Annotated in this window: 20 protein-coding genes; 3 read left to right on the top strand and 17 right to left on the bottom strand. The window is 37.8% G+C overall.

Annotated elements, in window-relative coordinates; translation table 11 throughout:
* Positions 1-5: 5 nt before the first annotated feature.
* Genes DEU39_RS03555 through DEU39_RS03545 form a run of 4 tightly spaced genes read right to left on the bottom strand, consistent with a single transcriptional unit; the run spans position 6 to position 1,787 of the window.
* Positions 6-758, bottom strand: a complete 753-nt coding sequence (locus tag DEU39_RS03555; protein WP_120230958.1) for an SDR family oxidoreductase — start codon at positions 756-758, stop codon at positions 6-8.
* Positions 759-795: 37 nt separating this feature from the next.
* Positions 796-1,098 (bottom strand): CinA family protein, encoded by a 303-nt coding sequence (locus tag DEU39_RS24765; RefSeq protein WP_262696559.1) that lies wholly within the window; start codon positions 1,096-1,098, stop codon positions 796-798.
* Between the two features lie 47 nt (positions 1,099-1,145).
* Positions 1,146-1,364, bottom strand: a complete 219-nt coding sequence (locus DEU39_RS24760) for a CinA family protein (protein ID WP_262696558.1) — start codon at positions 1,362-1,364, stop codon at positions 1,146-1,148.
* A 27-nt stretch (positions 1,365-1,391) separates the two neighbouring features.
* On the bottom strand, positions 1,392-1,787 hold the full coding sequence (locus DEU39_RS03545; protein WP_120230957.1) for a low affinity iron permease family protein: 396 nt from the start codon (positions 1,785-1,787) through the stop codon (positions 1,392-1,394).
* A gap of 374 nt (positions 1,788-2,161) precedes the next feature.
* Between DEU39_RS03545 and DEU39_RS03540 the strand changes: the two genes are divergently transcribed.
* The gene (locus DEU39_RS03540) at positions 2,162-4,771 is read left to right on the top strand and encodes a TonB-dependent receptor (protein ID WP_062670024.1); all 2,610 of its coding nucleotides are present in this window, start codon (positions 2,162-2,164) and stop codon (positions 4,769-4,771) included.
* Between the two features lie 101 nt (positions 4,772-4,872).
* Here DEU39_RS03540 and DEU39_RS03535 read toward each other — a convergent pair whose 3' ends face one another.
* Positions 4,873-5,454, bottom strand: coding sequence for a YdeI/OmpD-associated family protein (locus DEU39_RS03535; RefSeq protein ID WP_120230956.1), 582 nt, complete (start codon positions 5,452-5,454; stop codon positions 4,873-4,875).
* Between the two features lie 169 nt (positions 5,455-5,623).
* Between DEU39_RS03535 and DEU39_RS03530 the strand changes: the two genes are divergently transcribed.
* Positions 5,624-6,253, top strand: coding sequence for a hypothetical protein (locus DEU39_RS03530; RefSeq protein ID WP_120230955.1), 630 nt, complete (start codon positions 5,624-5,626; stop codon positions 6,251-6,253).
* Position 6,254: 1 nt separating this feature from the next.
* Here the strand turns inward: DEU39_RS03530 and DEU39_RS03525 are convergent, their stop codons facing one another.
* The gene (locus DEU39_RS03525; RefSeq protein ID WP_062670029.1) at positions 6,255-6,737 is read right to left on the bottom strand and encodes a MarR family winged helix-turn-helix transcriptional regulator; all 483 of its coding nucleotides are present in this window, start codon (positions 6,735-6,737) and stop codon (positions 6,255-6,257) included.
* Between the two features lie 2 nt (positions 6,738-6,739).
* Entirely contained in the window at positions 6,740-7,228 is a 489-nt protein-coding gene (locus tag DEU39_RS03520) for a GNAT family N-acetyltransferase (protein ID WP_120230954.1), read from the bottom strand.
* A 160-nt stretch (positions 7,229-7,388) separates the two neighbouring features.
* Here DEU39_RS03520 and DEU39_RS03515 point away from each other — a divergent pair, with 160 nt between their 5' ends.
* The gene (locus DEU39_RS03515) at positions 7,389-8,369 is read left to right on the top strand and encodes a BtrH N-terminal domain-containing protein (protein WP_062670034.1); all 981 of its coding nucleotides are present in this window, start codon (positions 7,389-7,391) and stop codon (positions 8,367-8,369) included.
* An 88-nt stretch (positions 8,370-8,457) separates the two neighbouring features.
* Here DEU39_RS03515 and DEU39_RS03510 read toward each other — a convergent pair whose 3' ends face one another.
* From DEU39_RS03510 to DEU39_RS03465, 10 genes are all read right to left on the bottom strand, one after another.
* On the bottom strand, positions 8,458-9,873 hold the full coding sequence (locus DEU39_RS03510; protein WP_062670036.1) for an efflux transporter outer membrane subunit: 1,416 nt from the start codon (positions 9,871-9,873) through the stop codon (positions 8,458-8,460).
* 91 nt (positions 9,874-9,964) lie between these two features.
* Entirely contained in the window at positions 9,965-13,111 is a 3,147-nt protein-coding gene (locus DEU39_RS03505; protein WP_062670038.1) for an efflux RND transporter permease subunit, read from the bottom strand.
* Positions 13,111-14,298, bottom strand: a complete 1,188-nt coding sequence (locus DEU39_RS03500; protein ID WP_062670040.1) for an efflux RND transporter periplasmic adaptor subunit — start codon at positions 14,296-14,298, stop codon at positions 13,111-13,113. The genes DEU39_RS03505 and DEU39_RS03500 overlap by 1 nt, the downstream gene beginning before the upstream one ends.
* 1 nt (position 14,299) lies before the next feature.
* Complete coding sequence (locus tag DEU39_RS03495; protein WP_034694378.1) at positions 14,300-14,755, bottom strand: hypothetical protein; 456 nt, start codon at positions 14,753-14,755, stop codon at positions 14,300-14,302.
* A 116-nt stretch (positions 14,756-14,871) separates the two neighbouring features.
* Positions 14,872-15,384, bottom strand: a complete 513-nt coding sequence (locus DEU39_RS03490; protein ID WP_062670043.1) for a GNAT family N-acetyltransferase — start codon at positions 15,382-15,384, stop codon at positions 14,872-14,874.
* Positions 15,385-15,557: 173 nt separating this feature from the next.
* Positions 15,558-15,788: a DUF2007 domain-containing protein gene (locus DEU39_RS03485; RefSeq protein ID WP_062670045.1), complete on the bottom strand. Its 231-nt coding sequence runs from the start codon at positions 15,786-15,788 to the stop codon at positions 15,558-15,560.
* 61 nt (positions 15,789-15,849) lie between these two features.
* On the bottom strand, positions 15,850-17,175 hold the full coding sequence (gene lat, locus DEU39_RS03480) for an L-lysine 6-transaminase (RefSeq protein ID WP_120230953.1): 1,326 nt from the start codon (positions 17,173-17,175) through the stop codon (positions 15,850-15,852).
* A 111-nt stretch (positions 17,176-17,286) separates the two neighbouring features.
* Entirely contained in the window at positions 17,287-18,837 is a 1,551-nt protein-coding gene (locus tag DEU39_RS03475) for an aldehyde dehydrogenase family protein (protein WP_120230952.1), read from the bottom strand.
* A 474-nt stretch (positions 18,838-19,311) separates the two neighbouring features.
* A complete protein-coding gene (locus DEU39_RS03470; RefSeq protein ID WP_034694367.1) occupies positions 19,312-19,500 on the bottom strand; it encodes a hypothetical protein in 189 nt (62 codons plus the stop codon).
* A gap of 83 nt (positions 19,501-19,583) precedes the next feature.
* Positions 19,584-20,450, bottom strand: a complete 867-nt coding sequence (locus DEU39_RS03465) for an SPFH domain-containing protein (RefSeq protein WP_079241549.1) — start codon at positions 20,448-20,450, stop codon at positions 19,584-19,586.
* Between the last annotated feature and the right edge of the window lie 334 nt (positions 20,451-20,784).

Below are 20,784 nucleotides of genomic sequence, written 5' to 3'. Positions count from 1 at the left end.
TAAGATTAACCGTTAACAATTAAACCTCCATTAGGATGAAGAACCTGTCCCGTTATCTGTGATGAAGCAACTGTGGCAAGAAATAGAAAACTTGCTGCCACTTCTCCGGTAGAAGCATTACGTTCTAGCGGCGGTTTATTCTGATCTTCATCTTCTTCTCCGAATGTTTTTTCCGTAAGCGGCGTGGCTACCGGTCCGGGTGCAACAGCATTCACCCTTATTCCTTTAGGTTTAGCCTGTAATGCCAGTGAACGGGTGAACGAAACAATAGCGCCTTTGGTTGCTGAATAATCCAGTAATTCTTCATGTCCAAGATAGGCAGTAGCTGAAGTAGTATTGATAATAGAATCCCCTTGTTTTAAATAAGGAAATACAATCTTTGTCAGCAGGATCATTCCGATAATGTTGGAATCGAAAGTTTTGCGGATATCCTCTTCTTTAAGATTTTCTATACTTTCACAAGGAACCTGGGTTCCTGCATTATTAATCAGTATATCTATTCCTCCGAATTTAGAAACTACCTCATTAACAACAGATTTACAAAATTCACTATCATTAATATCACCTTCAAACGAAAGGACTTTTCTTCCTGTTTTTTTTAATTCCTCCACTGTTTTCATGGCATCTTTGGCATCATGATAGTGGATGAAGGCAATATCTGCTCCTTCCTTAGCAAATAAAAGAGCGATGGCTTTACCAATTCCGCTGTCTGCTCCTGTAATAAGGACAGATTTATTCTGCAATTGTAATTTTTCCATAATTGATTGTATTAACAGCTTATTATTGTGATGATTTTTACTCCTTATTTTCACGGTGTTTATCCAGTTCCAGCTTAAAGCATCCCAGAATGAATTCACTGTAATAGAGCTGGGCATTAACAGGTTTGGTTCTGGAGTGCAGATCTAATTTCTCTGAAAGAACCACTTTTCCTTTGTGGGCAATGGCAAAGTAAGCGAAGAGCTTCCCTTCTGATTCTTCCACCGGAGTGGCATATCCTGTAACTCCAATAGACCAGTCGGTTTTGTAGAGTTTACCTACCTGCAACGCCATTGTTTCAGCAATATGAGGAGATACAGAGTTATATTGTTGAGCTTCCACAGGATCTACCCCAAGAAAATTTACTTTTTATTCTAAAGTATACGCTGTCATGCCGCCTTTAAAAAATTGGAGGCATCCTTCATCTGGGAAAACGAAAACTGTAAAAATCCGGCTGTAACACTTTCAGCTGTTGAAACGGTTTCATCTCCTGAAAGAAGATACTCTCCGATACGCTTAAACAGTTTCTCGAGTTCTATGACGAAATGCACCAGGGATTTCACTGACAGTGAATCAGCGTGGGCAATTTGAGAAGATTTTAAAATCATGCTGCATATATTATAATAGTATTAAGACTATTTTTGCACGGGATCCTGTGAATGTTCTTTTTCTTGGGATAGTTGTCCAAGTTTCTCATAATATTTATGAAGCTTGTCCAGCTCTTCTTCCGTCAGATCTTCAATATCCACCAGTCTGTTACTGGCTTTTTCATAGGAGGCTATCAATTCGTTGAGTTTTATCTGAATAGCCTTAGAGTCTTTATTCTGAGTTTTTTGAATCAGAAATACCATCAGGAAAGTAATAATAGTGGTACCGGTATTGATAACAAGCTGCCAGGTTTCTGAATAATTGAAAACAGGTCCGCATACAGCCCACACAACCACCAGTAAACTGGCTCCCATAAAAGCACCCGGACTTCCGGTTATACAGACAACACGATCTGAAAACCTTTCAAAAAAATTTTTTTTCATAAATAATACGATTTTGAATAAAATGATAATACAAGTTATCAAAACAACAGTATAAAAATTATGACTCAAGTCACCTATGCCTTTTATGACTTAGCTATTATTATAGTATATTTTCCAACAATATTGAGTTTTGTTTAAAAATGTGGAGAACCGCATAATTATTTTTACCCGTTAAAAACAAGCCATTTTTTTGATCAATCTCTTTTATAACAAATTGTAAACGAAAGATGTGGAATAGTTAACATATTCAAAAAAGTGAGAAATAAAGTATATTCCAAAAACTGAATAAAATCACTTCGTTAAGATTTAATACTTAATTAAAAAATAATTATCCATCTTTGCAGCCTTAAAAATCAAACACGCTAGTTTATTTCATGAGCATTACTTTTAAAAAGCGACTAATTATAGCGCTTGTATTACCTACGGCCGCCATCTATTATGGGCAGAGTACGAAGGATTCTTTAGAGAAATCCAAATCTATTGATGAGGTTATGTTGGTGGGTAGAAACCTTTCCCAAACAGCCAAAGAGAGAAAAACACCTGTTGCGGTTTCCAACATTAAGGCTGCAGAAATTCAGGAGAAACTGGGAAACAGAGAATTCCCTGAAATTATGAAGTCTACTCCATCCGTTTACGTGACCAAAGTAGGTGGTGGTTTCGGAGACAGCAGAATCAACATGAGAGGTTTTGACGGAGCTAACATTGCTGTGATCATCAACGGACAGCCTGTGAATGATATGCAGGGAGGTACCGTTTACTGGTCCAACTGGACCGGTTTGGCTGACATTGCGAGCAATATTCAGATTCAAAGAGGTTTGGGAGCATCTAAATTTGTTGTTCCTTCCGTGGGAGGAACCATCAATATTGTTACCAAAGCTACCGATTCTGAACAGAAAGCAATGGTGAAAGGAGAAGTTGGAAATGACAACTACTCCAGAATATCTGCTATGTATTCTTCCGGATTAAAAAACAAATGGGGAACAACTGTATTGCTTTCCCGTTGGCAAGGTGACGGATACATCAATGGAACAAAAGGAGAAGGTTACTCATGGTTTTTCTCTACAGGATTTAAACCTAATGAAAAGCATGCTTTCAATTTAATCGCTACCGGAGCTCCTCAGGTACACGATACAAGAAGATCTTCTGCAACCGGAGCCAATGTGGCAACATTGCAACAGTTTGAAACTTACGGAAGAAGATACAACCCACAGACAGGAATGTTGAATGGTTCTCAATTCAACCTTGCTCCTAACTTCTATCACAAGCCTATCGCATCATTGAACTGGGACTGGACAATGAATGACAATCTTAAATTATCCACAGTTCTTTATGGTTCATGGGGACGCGGTGGCGGTGGTACCGGACTTAACGGTTCTATCAAAAACGCAGCCGGACAAACTATGAACTTCATGAATTATGGAGCAGGTGGTGACGGTACAATCAACTGGGATATGATTTATCGTTATAACAGAGGCGGTATGGTAACGGATTATAATGGAAATAGCTTCCAGAAATCTACTTTTACGGCTCCTGCAGGCTCTCCTGGTGATTATAACGGACAATATGTATCTACTCTGAACGGAACCACTGGTATTGTGAGAAAGCAAAGTATCAATGCTCACGACTGGTATGGAGTAATCGCAGACCTTAATTACAAAAAAAATAACTGGACTTTCAACGGAGGGATTGATCTTAAAACTTACAAAGGAGCTCTATATGATATTGTAACGGATATGTTGGGATCTGATGCTGTATTTGTTCCTGGTACAGCAAATGCTCCAAAAGGATATTATATCAATCAAACGGTAAAGCCGGAACCTCTTACAAAGCTTAAAGATGCTCAGAAAGTATCTATCCATAATGAAGGTTTGGTAAAATGGGCTGGTATTTATGGAATGGTGGAGTACAGTTCTGAGAAGCTAAGTGCATCTGTCCAGGGATCTGTTTCCGAGCAATATTACAAGAGAAGAGACTATATGCTATATACTCCTGGAAATCAGGAGACAAAATGGTATCATAAAACAGGTTATATTGTAAAAGGAGGTGCCAACTATAATATTGACGACCACCACAATGTATTTTTCAATACAGGAGTTATCTCAAGACAGCCTTTATTCAATGCATTATTCCCGTCCAACCAGAATATCTATAATGATGCTAAGAATGAAAGAATCTTTTCTGTGGAATTAGGATATGGTTTCAAATCGCGTTATATAGATGTGAACATCAATGCTTATAGAACGCAGTGGGATGACAGATTTATCTCAAGAACATTCAATGCTACAGCGGCAGATGTTGCTAAATTCCCTCAGCTTAACCTTGGAAGTGCATATTTCTACAATGCTCTGAACGTAGGTCAGCTCCACCAGGGAATCGAATTGGAAGCAAAAGCCAGACCTTTTACGAATCTAAGATTAAGAGGAATGGTATCAATGGGTAACTGGAAATATAAAGGAAATGCTAACTTCAACATCCTTGATGTTCAGAACAACCAGGAAATAGCTGGTGCAACCGGAACCATCAATATCAAAGACCTGAAGGTTGGAGATGCTGCTCAAACAACTGCAAGCATCGGTGCAGATTATAATATCACCAAAGCATTCAGTATTGATGCCAACTGGGAATATTATGACAAGCTTTATGCTCAGTTCAACCCGATCAACTTCCTTACGGAAGCCGCAAGAGAAAAAGGAATTGTAAAATTGCCAAGCTATCATTTATTTGATGTAGGGGCTTCTTACAAGTTTACATTGGATGCGAAAAAGTCTTTAACATTGAGAGCGAACGTATACAACTTATTCAACAAATATTATATTTCTGAATTAAGCTCCAACATCTTTGCAGGCGATAAAATTGCGAATGGTCCGGATGCAGGAAAAACGTATCAGGAAGCTGGAAGAGTGTACCAGGGAGTTGCAGACGGTAATACAGGATTCCTTGGTTTTGGAAGAACGTGGTCTGTTGCAGCCACTTTGAGATTTTAAGTAATATATTTCAATAATGAATCAATTGAATAGGCTGTCCCAAAAATGGGACAGCCTATTTTCATCATAAGCATTAAAAATAAGATTCTATCTTTTAAAGCTTAAAAATTTTTAGGTTTCTTATGTTGAGCAGCTTGTTTTGCGATTTCGTCAATACGGTTTTTTCTGGTTTCGGGTCTTTTAGCCAACACAATCCATTGCAGCAGCATTTTTTTCATGGATTTGCTTAAACCTAGAAAATAGGTTTCGGAACCTTCATGTAGTTTAAATGTTTCATTCAGATCTTCAGGAATAGTAAGATCTTCTACAGAATCCAAAATATTCCAGGAACCATTCTCTTTTGCAATTCGGATAGTTTCAAATCCTGCTTTTGTCATCAGCTTATTTTCGATCAGCTTCTGAACCTTATCCTTATTAATTTTTGACCAGGTACTTTTCGGTTTCCGTCTGCTAAATAACTGCATAAACGAACTTTCGTCAATGGTTTTCCTTGTACTGTCAATCCAGCCAAAACAAAGGGCTTCATCTACCAGATCCGTCCAGTGAACAATGGGCAAATTTGATTTTGTGGTATTGCAAATAAGCCATACAGACTGTTCTATTTGATGATTCTCTTCAAGCCATTGCCGCCATTCTGTCTTTGTCCTGACATGAAAGGTCTGTTTCTCTGCAATTTTACGCATAGCTTTTCTTTTATTACTGTAAAATTAAAATACTTTAGTGACAATAGTTTGTCAGTATAAAAATTTCAAATAATTAATTATGACATCCCATAATATAAGCCTATTAAAGAAATAAATGATAAATTAGTCAAAATAAATCATTAAAAATATTCTACCTTATCAATCGAATATGGACAGAGAAACTATAGATTATATTATCAGATACTTTAGCAAATTAATGACAAAGGATGAATCATTAGCACTGAATCATCATATGTATACTTTGAAGAGTTCTGAAAGTGTACATATGAGAAATCTAATGATAGAACGAGGCTGGATAAATTCTGATCCTGAAGTTATACAACTATTAGAACATGGATATCAAACTTTTGAACAAAATGTTGTGACCCGGATAATGGCAGAAACTCCCGAAAAAGTTTTTTTCAACAATTGTCCTGAATGCCACAAACTCGCCCGTACTCCACATGCTAAGCAATGCAGATATTGTGGATATCACTGGCATCATTTAACTGTTGCTCACTTTAAGCTCAATAATACATTTCAGATTACAGGAAGAAATTTTTTCTTAATAGGAAAAATTGAAGAAGGTAAAATAAAAGAAGGACAAAGAATAGATTTAAGAATATTGGGTCTTAATAAAAAGCCTAAAATTCAATCCATTGAATTTGCCCTTACACGGCACGACGGAAAAGCGTGGGAAGATATTGCACTGGGCATAGACGAGCTAACTGCAGAAGATAAAGAATATTTAAAAAGTATCATGCCTGTCAGAGATCCACTTGACATCATAATAGAATAAATTATTTTTTCGAGTTCTTCACCTGCAGTGCTCTCTGATAAAAGGACTGATTGGCAATTTTCTCTTCGGCTTCATCAATGGCAGTCAGCAGATTATTTTTATTGTCTGCAATATCACCTAAAATCTGGGACATCAGTTCCCAAACGGGTTTCATTTTTTCAATGAGCTCCTGCCCTTTTGAAGTGAGTTTAAAAAGCCTTTTGCGCTCGTCCTGTTTATCTTTTTCCCATTGGATCAACTCCTGCTTTTCAAGTTCTTTGAGCAGTGTTATGGTGGATGGATGGGTATATCCTATTTCATTGGCTATTTCAACAACACTTGCCATTTCTTTTTTATAAATGGTGAAAATAACCGGAAACCACTTCAGTTCAAAATCAATTCCGAATGCTTTATAGATGAGCGCTCCGTCTTTCCTCAGTTGTTCGCTTAGGCGGTGCAGTCTGGTGGATATGGCAAGAATTCCTGCTTCGTTGATTACATTCATATTCAGTCAAGATTTAAGTGGTAAAAAACATCATCGGCACTCATTAGAGGAAACTTCACGGGAAGATCGCTTTTTTCAATCTTTACAAAAAGATTCCTTTCATAGAAACGCTGGGCTGCTTTCAGTACCGTTATGGTTCCCAAATATAAATCATCAATTCTGTTTTCGCGGCAGAAAGAAATTAAAACTTCCAGTAATTCTTGCGCAATATTCAGTTCTTTTCCTCTGAATTCCTTTTTAACAAACATTTTTCTGATGGCTCCTGCCTTTTCATCAAATTTAACCAATGCTATAGAACCTACCAGCTGATTATCTACAAAAGCACCCCAAAAGTTACCTCCGGCTTCCATGTAAAAACTTTCTATCTGCAAAAGATCAGGCTGATCTTTTATAGTAATCGGAATATTAAACTCTTTTTGCTGGATCGTCAAAATCAGATCAATAGCGTGTTCTGAATAGGAATTCCCTATGGATTGTATCTCTAATTTCATAGTGTCACATTTTAAAGTACAAAACTACGTAGTTGAATACATATATGCAAATCAATTCTACCTTTTAAAAGATTTTAACACTGAATTTCAAAAAAGGGAATTTATATATAACGATATTTATGTAATTTTCTTTGCCCAAAAATTAATAACCCACGCCAAAATGAAAATAGAAAACCTGAAGCCTTTTAGCGGACAACATTGTGAAACTACTGCCACAGGAACATTATTACAACACATTGGAATTGAACTTTCCGAACCCATGCTTTTCGGGTTGGGTGAAGGTCTCGGTTTTATTTATTGGAATATGAAAACGATGGACTTTCCTTTCATAGGAGGACGGATAAAACCTGATCTGCTCACTCAAAATTTAGCCAGAAATCTGAATCTGGAATTAACCGTAAAGGAAACTTCTTCACAACAAAAGGCCTGGGATAAGGTTAAAGAACTTCTCAATGACGGACAGGCAGTAGGATTGAAAATGGATTGCTATCATCTTGAATATTTCTCAAATCCTTTCCATTTTGCCGGACATTATGCTGCTATTTATGGTTATGATGATGAAAATGCTTTTCTGATTGATACCAGACAACAAGGCGGACAAGTACAAACATCTTTAAAAAGTCTGGCTATGGCCCGTTCTGAAAAAGGTCCGATGGCTTCCAAAAATCTGTATTATACCCTCAGGAATACAGACAGAAAATTTGATCTGAAAAAAGTCATCATTACTGCGATCAAAAATAATGCAGCTGAATATCTGAATCCACCCATTACCAATATTTCTTACAAAGGGATTTTAAAAACAAGTGCTGAAATTATCAAATGGTTCAATACAAGTAAAGATATTGAAGGAGAATTTAAGCAAGCGGCTTTACTAATGGAAAAAGCAGGAACCGGAGGTGCACTGTTCAGGAATTTATACCGTGATTTTTTGAAAGAAAGTTATGAACTGATTCAACTTGATCCGCTGAACACAGGCTATGAAGCCTTCACTGAAATTGCCGGACTCTGGACAAATGTATCTCAGCTGTTTGAAAAAGTGAGCCAGACAAAGGAAATAAAATATATTCAACAGGCTTCGGATATTTTAAAAACGATATCTGAAAAAGAGAAAAAAGCGATGGAAATATTGGCGACACTCTAGCTATTTTTTGCAAACTCTTTAAGTTTGAAATAAAAAACGTATGCCATTCCTGACATACGTTTTTATGATATTACATTGCTGAAAACAGTTATTTCCAGCCTCCGCCTAAAGCCTGATAAAGCTCTACGGCTGCTTTCATTTTACTGTATCTTGCATTGGAAATGTTAAGTTCTGCATTCAATGAATTCACACTTGCATTCAATACTTCAAGATAGTTCGCCATACCATAGTTCACTAATTCCTGGGAATAGTCAACCGATTTTTTGTAGGCATCCAGCTCTTTTTGTTTCAATTCAATGAATGAATCCTGAACAGAGAAAACCCTGATAGCATCCGAAACTTCTTTCCCGGCAGTCAAAACTGTTTTTCTGAAGTTTAAATAGGCAGTTTCTTTATTGGCAAGACTTACGTCATAGTTGGTCTGAATCTGTCTCTTATTTAAAATCGGCTGAGCCAGTCCTGCAACTACATTGGCAAATAAAGAGTTCACACTAAACAGGTGATCAATATCTACCGACTGTACACCTCCGCTTCCTGTCAGTTTTAAAGTTGGATAAAACTGAGCTTTAGCAGCATTGGTCAACTCAAAAGCATTCATTAAATTATATTCTGCTCTCATAACATCCGGACGGTTGGCCAGAAGTTGAGTAGGATAACCTAATTTCAAATCGATGGGAAGCTTTTGCCCTTCCAATGTAGATCTTTCGATAGCGTGAGAAGGTTCTCCCATCAAAAGACTCATGGTATTTTCCAGCAACTGTATCTGTGTATCAATATCAATCAGTAATGATTTGGCATTGAAAACCAGAGCCTCACTTTGCTGTACTGCTACTTCAGTAACTGTTCCGGAAGTTTTTAAAGCCTTAGTAGCTTCAAGGTTTTTCTCTCTTACCGCAATGGTTTCCGTAATAATTCTCTTCTGTGCATCAAATGTCAACAATTGATAATATGCAGAAGCAATGGAAGACACCAAACTACTTTTAACCGCTTTATGTGCTGCAACAGTTCCTAAATAAGTGGCCAGCTGTGCTTTCTCCTGTGCCTTCAATTTACCCCAGATATCAGCTTCCCATCCGATACTTGCCGTAATGTCAAACTGGTTCACATAACGTCTTGATCCGATGATCTGTCCAAACTGTGTATTGATAGACTGAGTTTGAAAGGTATAGTTGGGTCCGATAGAAAGTGTCGGCTGATACGCTGCTTTACTCTGTTTAAGATACGCTTCCGCAGAATTAATACTTTCCAAAGCAATTCTGATATCAAGATTGTTCTCCAGTGCCTTAGAAATATGCCCCTGCAATATCGGATCAGTAAATATCTCTTTCCAGGAAATATCTGCAATATTCGTACTGTCCGAAGGAAGCATATCTGTACGGAACAGCTTTTCGTCTACAACATTCTTCGGTCTTTCATATTCTTTTCTTGCCATACAGGATGAAATGGCTCCGAGTATGAAAACTGAAAAAGTGATTCCTTTTATGATGTTTAATAAACTCTTCATTATTTTTAATTAGAAGTTAGAGTTTAGAAGTTAGAAGTTAGTTTTTAGACTTATCTCTAATTGCTAACTTCTAATTTCTTAAATCTTAATTTTATTCTGCTAAATTGATATCTTCTTTTTTGATAGGTTTAATTTTTTCCTGTAGTGTTTCAAAAATCACATACAGAACCGGAATTACAAATAATCCCAAAACAGTTCCTATCAATAGTCCGATGGCGGCACCCGTAGCGATAGATCTGTTACCTACTGCTCCAATTCCACTTGCCAGCACTAACGGCAATAAACCGAAAATAAAGGCGAATGATGTCATCAGAATAGGTCTCACTCTGGCTTTCGCTGCATTGATGGCTGACATTACGATGGTTTCTCCATGATGCCTTCTCTGAACAGCAAATTCGACAATAAGGATTGCATTCTTCGCGAGCAATCCCACGAGCATGATCAGGGCAATCTGGAAGTAAATATTATTTTCAAGTCCCATGATCTTCTGGCCGAAATAAGCTCCCATTACCCCAAGAGGAAGAGAAATAATGACGATCAGCGGAAGGATATAACTTTCATACTGTGCAGAAAGGATAAAGTAAACGAAGATCAAACTCAGTCCGAAAATCAAAAGCGTTTGAGATCCTGAATTTAATTCTTCTCTCGTTAATCCGGTAAATTCTACGGCATAGTTTTGATTCAGGGTTTCATCCGCTACCTGCTGTACTGCGGCAATTGCATCCCCGGAACTGTATCCGTCAGAGTTCGCTCCCGTTACCTTCACTGAAGTAAAGAGGTTGTAACGGCTTACGGATTGTGGTCCGTATGCTTTTGTCAATGTTACAAACTGTGAGATCGGCGTCATAATCCCTGATCCTGTTCTCACATAAAGCTGATTCAGATTTTCAATATTCTTTCTGTTTTCAGGAAGAGCCTGAACCATCACTCTGAACTGCTTTCCATACTTAGTAAAGTCTGCAGTATAAATACCTCCGATATACCCCTGCATCGTAGCCAGAATCTCGTTTACAGAAACTCCAAGCTGTTTGCTCAGAGGAACATTAATTTCCATCTGATACTGAGGATATTTGGTATTGAATGAAGTCTGTGCAAACTGAATTTCCGGTCTCTGCATCAGCTTACCGATGAATTCATTGGTTTTAGCATCCAGATCAGCATATTCTCCGCCTGATTTATCAAGCAATACCATTTCAAAACCTGCACTGTTACCAAATCCCGGTACACTTGGCGGCTGGAAGAATACGACTTTAGCATCAGGAACAGATCCTACGATTCCAAATAATTTTTTAGTGATATCTTCAGAAGTCTGTCCGTCTTTTTTTCTTTCTTCGAATGGTTTCAGTTTCACAAAGGCAAGACCGTTGTTACTTCCGTTCCCGGATAAGAATCCTCTACCTGTCGAGATCGTTACGTTCTGTACGCCCGGAACTTTCAATGCCTTAGCCTGAAGAGTTTTCAATGCGTTGTAAGTTCTTTCCATAGAAGCTCCCGGAGGAAGCTGAACATCGGTAAAGATAATCCCTCTGTCTTCTGTAGGTACAAACCCTTTCTTCATGCTGCTGCTTGCCCAGAACAGAATACCTCCGGTAACAGCGAAAATTATCAGGGTTACCCATTTATGTCTCAACAGGAATACAAATCCTCTTCCGTAACGCTCAGTAGTTGTTTTAAAAGCAATATTAAACTTATAGAAAAACTTTTGTAACAGGTTCAGATTTTTATATTCTGCATGATGCGCTTCGTGAGGTTTTAAGAATAATGAACATAAAACCGGACTCAACGTTAATGCGTTAATCGCAGAAATGATGATGGCTATAATCAGCGTAATACCAAACTGCTGATAGAATACCCCTGTAGGACCTGTAATGAACGTCACCGGAATAAATACCGCTGCCATTACCAAAGTAATCGAGATAATAGCTCCCGTAATCTCATCCATCGCCTCTACTGTTGCTTTTTTAGCATCGGAAATACCATGCTCCATCTTGGCGTGAACGGCCTCGACGACGACGATGGCATCATCCACTACAATACCAATCGCAAGTACCAATGCAAATAAGGTTAAGAGGTTTAATGAATATCCGAATAAATTCAGGAAGAAGAATGCCCCCACAATAGATACCGGAACCGCGATAGCCGGGATCAGCGTAGATCTGAAGTCCTGAAGGAAAATATATACTACAATAAATACCAGAATGAAGGCTTCGATAAGGGTATGAACTACCTTTTCAATAGAAGCTTCCAGGAATTCATTGGTATCGAAGTTGAAAGTATACTTGATTCCCTGCGGGAAAGTTCCTTCAGCCGATTTCAGATAAGCTTTAATATTTTTAATAATCTCCTGTGCGTTGGATCCCGGAGTCTGGAAGATTCCCATACTGATGGAAGGATTGTTCCCGTTCTCCCCGATTCCTGTATAAGACTGTCCTGCCAGTTCCACTTTGGCAACGTCTTTCAGCATCAGGTTTTGTCCGTTTGCCAAAGATTTGATGATGATATTATCGTACTGTTCCTTATCGTTGAATTTCCCTACGTATTTGATGATATACTCAAAAGAACTACCGCTGTTCTGGCCGATAGAACCAGCTGCTGCTTCTCTACTCTGCTCATTGATGGCATTGGTAACGTCGGTAGGAGTTACACTGTAGGCAGCCATTTTTGCAGGATCAAGCCAGATTCTCATCGAGTAGTTTTTACCACCGAAAACGTTCGCATCTCCAACACCATTTACCCTTTTCAGGTTAGGAATAATATTGATATTCAAAAAGTTCTGAAGGTATACGTCATCCAGGTCTTTATTTTCAGAATAGAAGGACATATACATCAGGGCACTGGTCTGCTGCTTCTGGGTTACTACCCCTGAACGCGTTACTTCGGCAGGTAAAAGCGGCGTAGCTCTCGCTACACGGTTCTGTACGTTTACCGCTGCAATATCCGGATCTATTCCCTGTTTGAAGAAAACCTGGATCTGGGCAGAACCGTCGTTTCCGGCACTGGAAGTGATATAATCCATACCTTCCACCCCATTGATCTGTTCTTCCAAAGGTACTACTACACTTTTCATTACCGTCTCGGCATTGGCTCCCGTATAGTTTGCGGAAACACTCACCGTAGGCGGTGCAATGTCCGGATACTGTGTAACCGGTAACGAGATCAGTCCCAGTACACCGAGAATCACAATCAGGATTGAGATTACGGTGGATAAAACCGGTCTGTTAATAAAGTTTTTTATCATTAGAATTTCGGTTTTATTGATTGAACAAGACTATCCATTTTAATTGGCTGCGGTTTCACGGCTGTTCCCGGTTTCAGACCTCCGATACCAGCTGCAATAACTCTTTCACCTTTATTAACTCCTGATTTGATAAGAGCCATATTGTCGATTCTGTCGATAACATTCACAACAACGTTTCTGGCAGTATCTCCTTTTTCTACTTTGTATACGTAAACGATACCTTGTTGCTCATAAGTAGCACTTTCAGGGACAACAAGAACATTATCATAATGCTGAGGGAATCTGATGGTTCCACTGTTCCCATTACTTAATAATTTCTGAGCATTCGAGAAAGCAACTCTAAACTGGATAGTTCCGGTTGTAGGATCAATCTGACCGGTAATGGCTTCAATTCTCCCTTTTTCAGGATAAAGACTTCCATTGGCCAACTGAAGTTCCACCATAGGTAAGTTTTTAATTTTTTCAGGCATCGATGCGCCCGGAGATTTTTCAAGGAAATCAAAATATTCCTTTTCATTCATCGCAAAGTAAGCATAGATCTCAGACGTATCTGAAATTGTTGTCAGAGGAGTCTGATCAGACGGCCCTACCAAACTTCCTACTTTCAATGGCAGTCTTCCGATTACCCCTGAAATAGGAGCACGGATAATAGAATATTCGATGTTGGCTTCCACCCCTTTATAATTGGCTTCAGCCTGTCTTTTGGCTGCATTGGCCTGCTGTAACTGTGCCTGAGCCTGAGCCAACTGAGCCTGGGCAGTCTGTAACTGTACGTTGCTGATGATATTTTTCTGAACAAGAGGTTTTAATTTGTTTACTTCAACCTGAGCTGCATTTACAGAAGCCTGAGCCGCCGCAACACTGGATGCCGCTGCACCAATTCCTGCTTTGGAAGCTGCTGCATTTTCGTTCAGGATATTGGTTTCCAAACGGAACAAAGGCTGTCCTTTGGTAACATATTGTCCTTCATCTACCAATACCTGGGTAATATACCCTTGTATCTTTGCACGTACATCATTGTTTACCCTACCCTGGATGGTAGCCGGAAACGTCTGATAACCCACTATATTTTTTGACTCCACTGAGATAACAGGATATGGCTTGGCACCATCCTGTTTCGGAGCTTCTTTTTTGCAGGCAGTCAGTGAAAGCGCTGCAATGGAAAGTATAACTAGCTTATTATTCATTTTATAGTTTATTAAGAGATTCCTGAATATTTTCTATGTTTTTATTTAAGAGTGCTTTGTAAACTTCTATTCTTTCGTTGTATCCATCGTCTTTACTTTTTTTAAAATTGTTTAAATCATCTAATAGTCTTAGTTCGTCCTGCATTTTCTGGACAATTTTTTCGAATCGTATTTTCTTGTATTCATCATTGATGAAAAAATACCGTTTCCGCTCATCCATTTTGTTATGATCTACGATAAGCTGGGCATTGAGCAGTAATGAAATACTGGTAGAAACAGAGCTTTTACTCGCAGAGAGCACTTCAACAAACTCGTCAAAAGTAATTCCTACTTTCTCATAGTCGAAAAGAAGGTAGGAATAAATTTTTGAAGCTAAAGGGGGTAAGCTAAACACGGTGCCATAGAATTTTACGGCATCTTGAAAAATTTTTTCATCAATTTCTATACTTTGGTGCATAATATAAAAATTTGAACAAAAGTAGAAATTAGTTCAGAACCAAACGAACAAACCTGATAGAGTTTATAAATACAGGGCGTTTTAAAAATTCAATGAAAGTTGATTTAACTTTTTGATTAAATTATAATCTTCTCAAAAGCTTTTCTCATTCCGTCTTTCAAAAGAACTTCTCCGCAATAAGAATAACCTCTGCCTTCAAGGATTTTCAACATGGCAATATTGTCATGATTGGTATCAACTTTAATACTCTGAATTCCATGGGATTTAGTAAATTCTTCGATCTGATCAAAAAGCTTCTTTACCATTCCCTGTCCTGCAAATTTTTCATCTACAGCCACTCTGTGAACTACAACAAATTCACCATCACTTAACCACGCTCCTTCAATGGTGCTGTAAGCAGGTTCATCATTCAGAATAAGTGCTGCATATACTGCAATCTCTCCATCCACTGTCATAACGTGACCAAATCCTTTCGCAATATCGCTTTCCACTGTCCCGAGATTAGGGTACCCGTTCTGCCATTGGGTACTTCCATCCTGTCTTCTTCTTTCGATGGATTGCTGAATGATTTCCCAAATAATGTTTCTGTCTTCAATTTCCGCTTGTCTTAGTTTAATCTCTGGATTCATGTTATAAAAATTTGATTAAAAGATTGAATGATTTAAGAATTTAAAATCAGATTTGTTGCTTTTCGTTCAATCTTTGAAATATTTATTTTTTGATGGTTTGCAATTAAAAAACCGAAAATTAATTAAAATTAATTTTCGGTTCGAAGTAGTAAAATTTAAAATTATGAAATTGTTTATTGATTTTCACTTTGTTGAAGGTAAGCATCAATAATTTCAAATGCTCTTTTTTCTTCTTCCAGATCTACCATTACCTTCAGCGAGGTGGCTGTTGGCGTAGTGGTAAACGTAAGATAATTATTTTCAACGGTATTTGCAATTTGCGCGTCATCCAATTTAGACTTAACCAACTGAATTTCTGAAGGGTTATCACTTTCATAAACTGATACTCTCGTACTTCTTTCCATATTCTAATTGTTTGAGTATCTAAATATACAATGTTTTTTTTAAAATTACAAATTCCGGATTTTAAATTTTATTAATATTGTTTTCAATTTTGTCTAAAGCAAGCTGGATTTCTTCTTTAGTAACATTCAAGTGAGGTCTGAAACGAAGAGACTGATCCCCGCAAGGAAGAATAATCAATCCGTCATTGAAAAGCTCGTTCATCATGTGGTTTCTCTGCTCTGCAGTAGGAAGATCAATAGCACACATCAAGCCTCTTCCTCTTGCATTGGAAATTTTTTCAGGATATTTTTCAGCAAGAGCTTTTAAGTTTTCCAGTAAGAAATCTCCAACTACTCTTGCGTTCTCAACAAGATTTTCTTTCTCAATCACTTCCATTACCAACTGGAAACGAAGCATATCGATAAAGTTTCCTCCGAATGTTGAGTTGATTCTTGAACTTTCCCTGAAAACATTATTCGGAACCTGATCAAATTTTTCTTTGTTAGCCAATACACCACAAACCTGAGCTTTTTTCCCGAAAGAAATAATGTCCGGTTTTGCTGTAAAATGCTGGAATGCCCACATTTTCCCTGTAATAGCAATCCCTGTCTGAACTTCATCAAAAATAAGTAAGATTTCGTTATCATCACAGATTCTTCTTAATCCTAATAAGAATTCGTCTCTGAAATGATTGTCACCTCCTTCAGCCTGAATAGGTTCAATGATAATACAAGCCACTTTATCAGGGTGCATCAAAATAGCCTCCTCAATCTGAAGTAAAGCAAGATTTTCGTTTTTGATAGTTTCTTCAAGGTTCTCTTCTGTGATGGGAAACTTTAATTTTGGATTTAAAATTCTCGGCCAGTTAAACATTGGAAAATATTGATACTTTCTTGGGTCAGAAGTATTGGTTAGGCTCAAAGTATAACCACTTCTTCCATGGAAAGCCTGTTTGAAGTGGATACAGATTCCAGCTTCAGTGTCTAATCCTTTTTCAAAGTTTTTGCGGGTTTTCCAATCGAAGCATGCTTTCATTGCATTTTCAACCCCCATTGTTCCGCCTTCAATAAAGAAAGCATATTGTAATTCTTCAGGGATAACCACTCTTTCGAATACCTCAAGGAAATGAGCGTATTCTTCCGAGTAAACGTCAGCCAAAGTAGGTTTATTAACAGCCATTCTTCCTAACCATTCTGATCTTTCAACAAGATAAGGGTGGTTGTATCCGATGGATGCAGATGCAAACATAGAGAACATATCCAGGTATTCTCTGTCTGTCAGTTTATCATAAAGCCATGATCCGTGTGACTTTTCAATATCCATGACAAAATCGAAACCGTCTGCCAACACATGTTTTCCTACTGTTTCTTTTACTTTATTTGCTTTTATATCTAATGTGTGTTCCATAATAAATTGTAGTGTGATTTAATAAATGAACGATTAAATGATCCAAAAATGAAGAGTTTAATCATTCAGGTTATTAAGTTTTATGTTTTTTGAGTGCTTTAAGTAAAGCTTTTATAAATCAAATTTAATTCCCTGTGCCAAAGGAAGTTGTGCGGTGTAATTGATAGTATTGGTTTGTCTTCTCATATAATACTTCCAGGCATCAGATCCTGACTCTCTTCCACCACCGGTTTCTTTTTCACCACCGAAAGCTCCACCAATTTCAGCACCGGATGTTCCGATATTGACGTTGGCAATACCACAGTCTGAACCAGCATGAGAAAGGAACAATTCTGCCTCTCTTAGATTCTGGGTCATGATCGCAGAAGATAATCCCTGAGGAACATCATTCTGAATAGCGATCGCTTCTTCTAATGTTTTGTATTTGATCAAATATAGGATTGGTGCAAAAGTTTCGTGCTGAACAATTTCATAAGAATTTTTCACTTCCGCTACGCAAGGTTTCACATAGCATCCGGATTCGTAATCTTTACCTGATAAAACTCCGCCTTCAACAACGAATTTTCCACCTTCTTTTTTACATTTTTTGATGGCTTCTTCGTATTGGTTTACAGCATCAGTATCAATAAGCGGTCCTACATGGTTTTTCTCATCCAATGGGTTTCCGATTTTCAGCTGACCATAAGCTTTTGCCAATCTTGTTTTCACTTCATCATACACACTTTCGTGGATAATCAGTCTTCTTGTCGAAGTACATCTTTGGCCCGCAGTTCCTACAGCTCCGAAAACAGCTCCGATAATTGACATATCAATATCAGCTTCTTTTGTAATAATGATCGCATTGTTTCCACCCAATTCAAGGATAGACTTCCCGAATCTTTCAGCTACTTTAGAAGAAACCATTCTTCCAACTCTTGTAGATCCAGTGAAAGATACCAGTGCTACTCTTTTATCATCTACCAGTTTCTGCCCGATTTCGTGGTCCGATACCAATACACTTGAAATTCCTTCAGGAAGATTATTTTCCTTCAAAACTTCCATCATGATATTCTGGCATGCAATAGCACAAAGCGGTGTTTTCTCAGATGGCTTCCAAATGGTAACGTTACCACAGATCCATGCTAATGCAGTGTTCCAGGACCATACGGCTACCGGGAAGTTGAATGCGGTGATAATCCCAACAACTCCCAGCGGATGGTATTGCTCATACATTCTGTGTCCAGGTCTTTCAGAGTGCATAGTGTACCCCTGAAGCTGTCTTGAAAGTCCAACTGCAAAGTCACAGATATCGATCATCTCCTGAACTTCACCAAGACCTTCCTGTAATGATTTCCCCATTTCATAAGAAACAAGTTTACCAAGGTCGTCTTTATATTCTCTTAATTTTAAGCCCAGCTGTCTTACCATCTCTCCTCTTTTGGGAGCCGGAATCAGCCTGAATTCCTGAAATGCCTTTTGAGCAGTTTCAATTACTTTGTCATAATCACTTTCTCCGGAAGTTTTTACTTTAGCGATCAACTTTCCGTCTACAGGAGAAATGCTTTCTATCACCTTTCCTGAAGCGAAATATTTTCCGCCCACTGAAGTCCCTTTGTTCTCTTCTTTGATACCAAGATTTCTAAGTGTTTTTTCAATTCCGAAATCCTTTACTTTTTTTGACATAAAATCTTACTTTTCGTTCTCTCTAAAGATAAAAATATTATGTGAACCTCAAAACTTTAATTTTTAACAGGCTTTTTATTTGGACTAATTACAAACATGCTTATCTTTGTCGGGTAATCTTTTTGATAATCACCAATGGAAAATTCACAAGAAAACAACTCAAAGCTTAAAAAGTGGTTCAAGCGTGTGGGATGGGCTGGATTAGCTTTCTTTACCATAAAAGGCTTGATTTGGCTGGTCATATTCTACGTTGGAGCAGATAGTCTCCAGAGTTGTATACAATAAAAAAGCAGAGAAATTTTCTCTGCTTTCTTTTTGACATAAGGTTAATCAAATTATTATTTCTTTATTGTAAAGCCAAAAAAAGAGGTCTTTTTTATATTTTCTGTAATTTAAAAAAAGGAGGTTATCATAATTTTCTATGGATCTGCCTCCCAAAAAGATTACTCTTCTTCCTCAATTCTTTCCTTTCATTTACTCTTTCTTCTTCCTCCCTGCGTTGACCAGGCTCTGATGCAGCAGGTATTCTATCTGTCCGTTCACACTTCTGAATTCATCATTGGCCCACTTTTCAAGAAGTTTATAAGTAGACTCATCTATCCTTATCACAAAGGATTTTTTGCCTTTGCTTTCCGAAGAGTTCTGAGCTTTTTCTGATTTCATTTTCTAAATTCTCTAACATTATTTCTGACTATTTTAGTGTAAAAGCTATCTGCACTAAAATCTAACTATTAATTGTTCACTTCTTAATTGTAAAGTGTTCCCGCATTTAATATGGGAGTTGCTGCTTTTTCACCGCAAAGAACCACCATTAAATTGCTTACCATTGCCGCTTTTCTTTCATCATCAAGATCTACGATATTTTCTTCCGAAAGCTTTTTCAATGCAAGGTCTACCATTCCTACAGCTCCTTCCACAATCTTTGTTCTTGCAGCAACAATAGCTGTTGCCTGCTGTCTCTGAAGCATTGCTCCCGCAATTTCCGAAGCATAAGCCAGGTGAGAAATCCTTGCCTCCTGAATCACGATTCCTGCCTTTGAAAGACGGTCTGTAAGTTCCTGCTCCAAAATAGAATTGATTTTATCTCCTCCTTCTCTTAATGTAATCGGAGCATGATCATCTTCTAAATTATCATAAGGAAAGCTCATCGCCAAATGTCTTACGGCAGCCTCACTCTGCATTTTTACAAAGTCTGAATAACGCTCCACATCAAAAGCCGCTTTATAAGTATCTCCTACTTTCCATACAATTACAACTGCAATTTCAATAGGGTTACCCATTTTATCATTGACCTTCAAAGTCTGACCTTGCAGATTTTCGGAACGTAAAGAAATTTTTTGTGATGAATATAAAGGATTGATAAAGAATAATCCGTTCTCTTTTACACTTCCTACATATTTTCCAAAGAAATTTAATACTCTCGAATGGTTAGGCTGAATAATCATTAACCCTTTTAAGAAAAAGCACGAAAGAAGAAAGCAAAGCATAGAGATAACCACATAGGCTATACTTTGATCTACTCCACTCACAAAGAAGTATACTGCTGCAACAAACAAGGCCAGGCAAATGACCAATGTAAGATAACCCGACATGGGTTTTAATGTTTTTTCCATGATTGAATTTTAATTTGATATTATTTTGATATCATAAAGATAGTGATGGATTTTGAATTATGAATGATAAATTTTGATTTTTTTGAGGTGCGAGTTTCGGGATCCGGGAATTTTTAACTAATGCAAAGTTCGGAAGGTTAATTTATTAGGATGTATTATACTTTTGTTCGCAAAGCCAATTCGTTTAGCTAAGACCGCTAGTTCTTTGCTGAGTGAAACGCCTTTTCGAACGATATTTTATCCCAAAATCATTGCGAACCTTAGGTTAACACAACTCATCCCAAATCCAGCAACAATAGAAATAAAAAAATCCCGGAAAGTGAATTCCGGGATT

The sequence above is a fragment of the Chryseobacterium sp. AG363 genome, from assembly GCF_003610675.1.
Lineage (GTDB): Bacteria > Bacteroidota > Bacteroidia > Flavobacteriales > Weeksellaceae > Chryseobacterium > Chryseobacterium cucumeris.
This window is presented reverse-complemented; position numbering and strand designations above follow the sequence as displayed.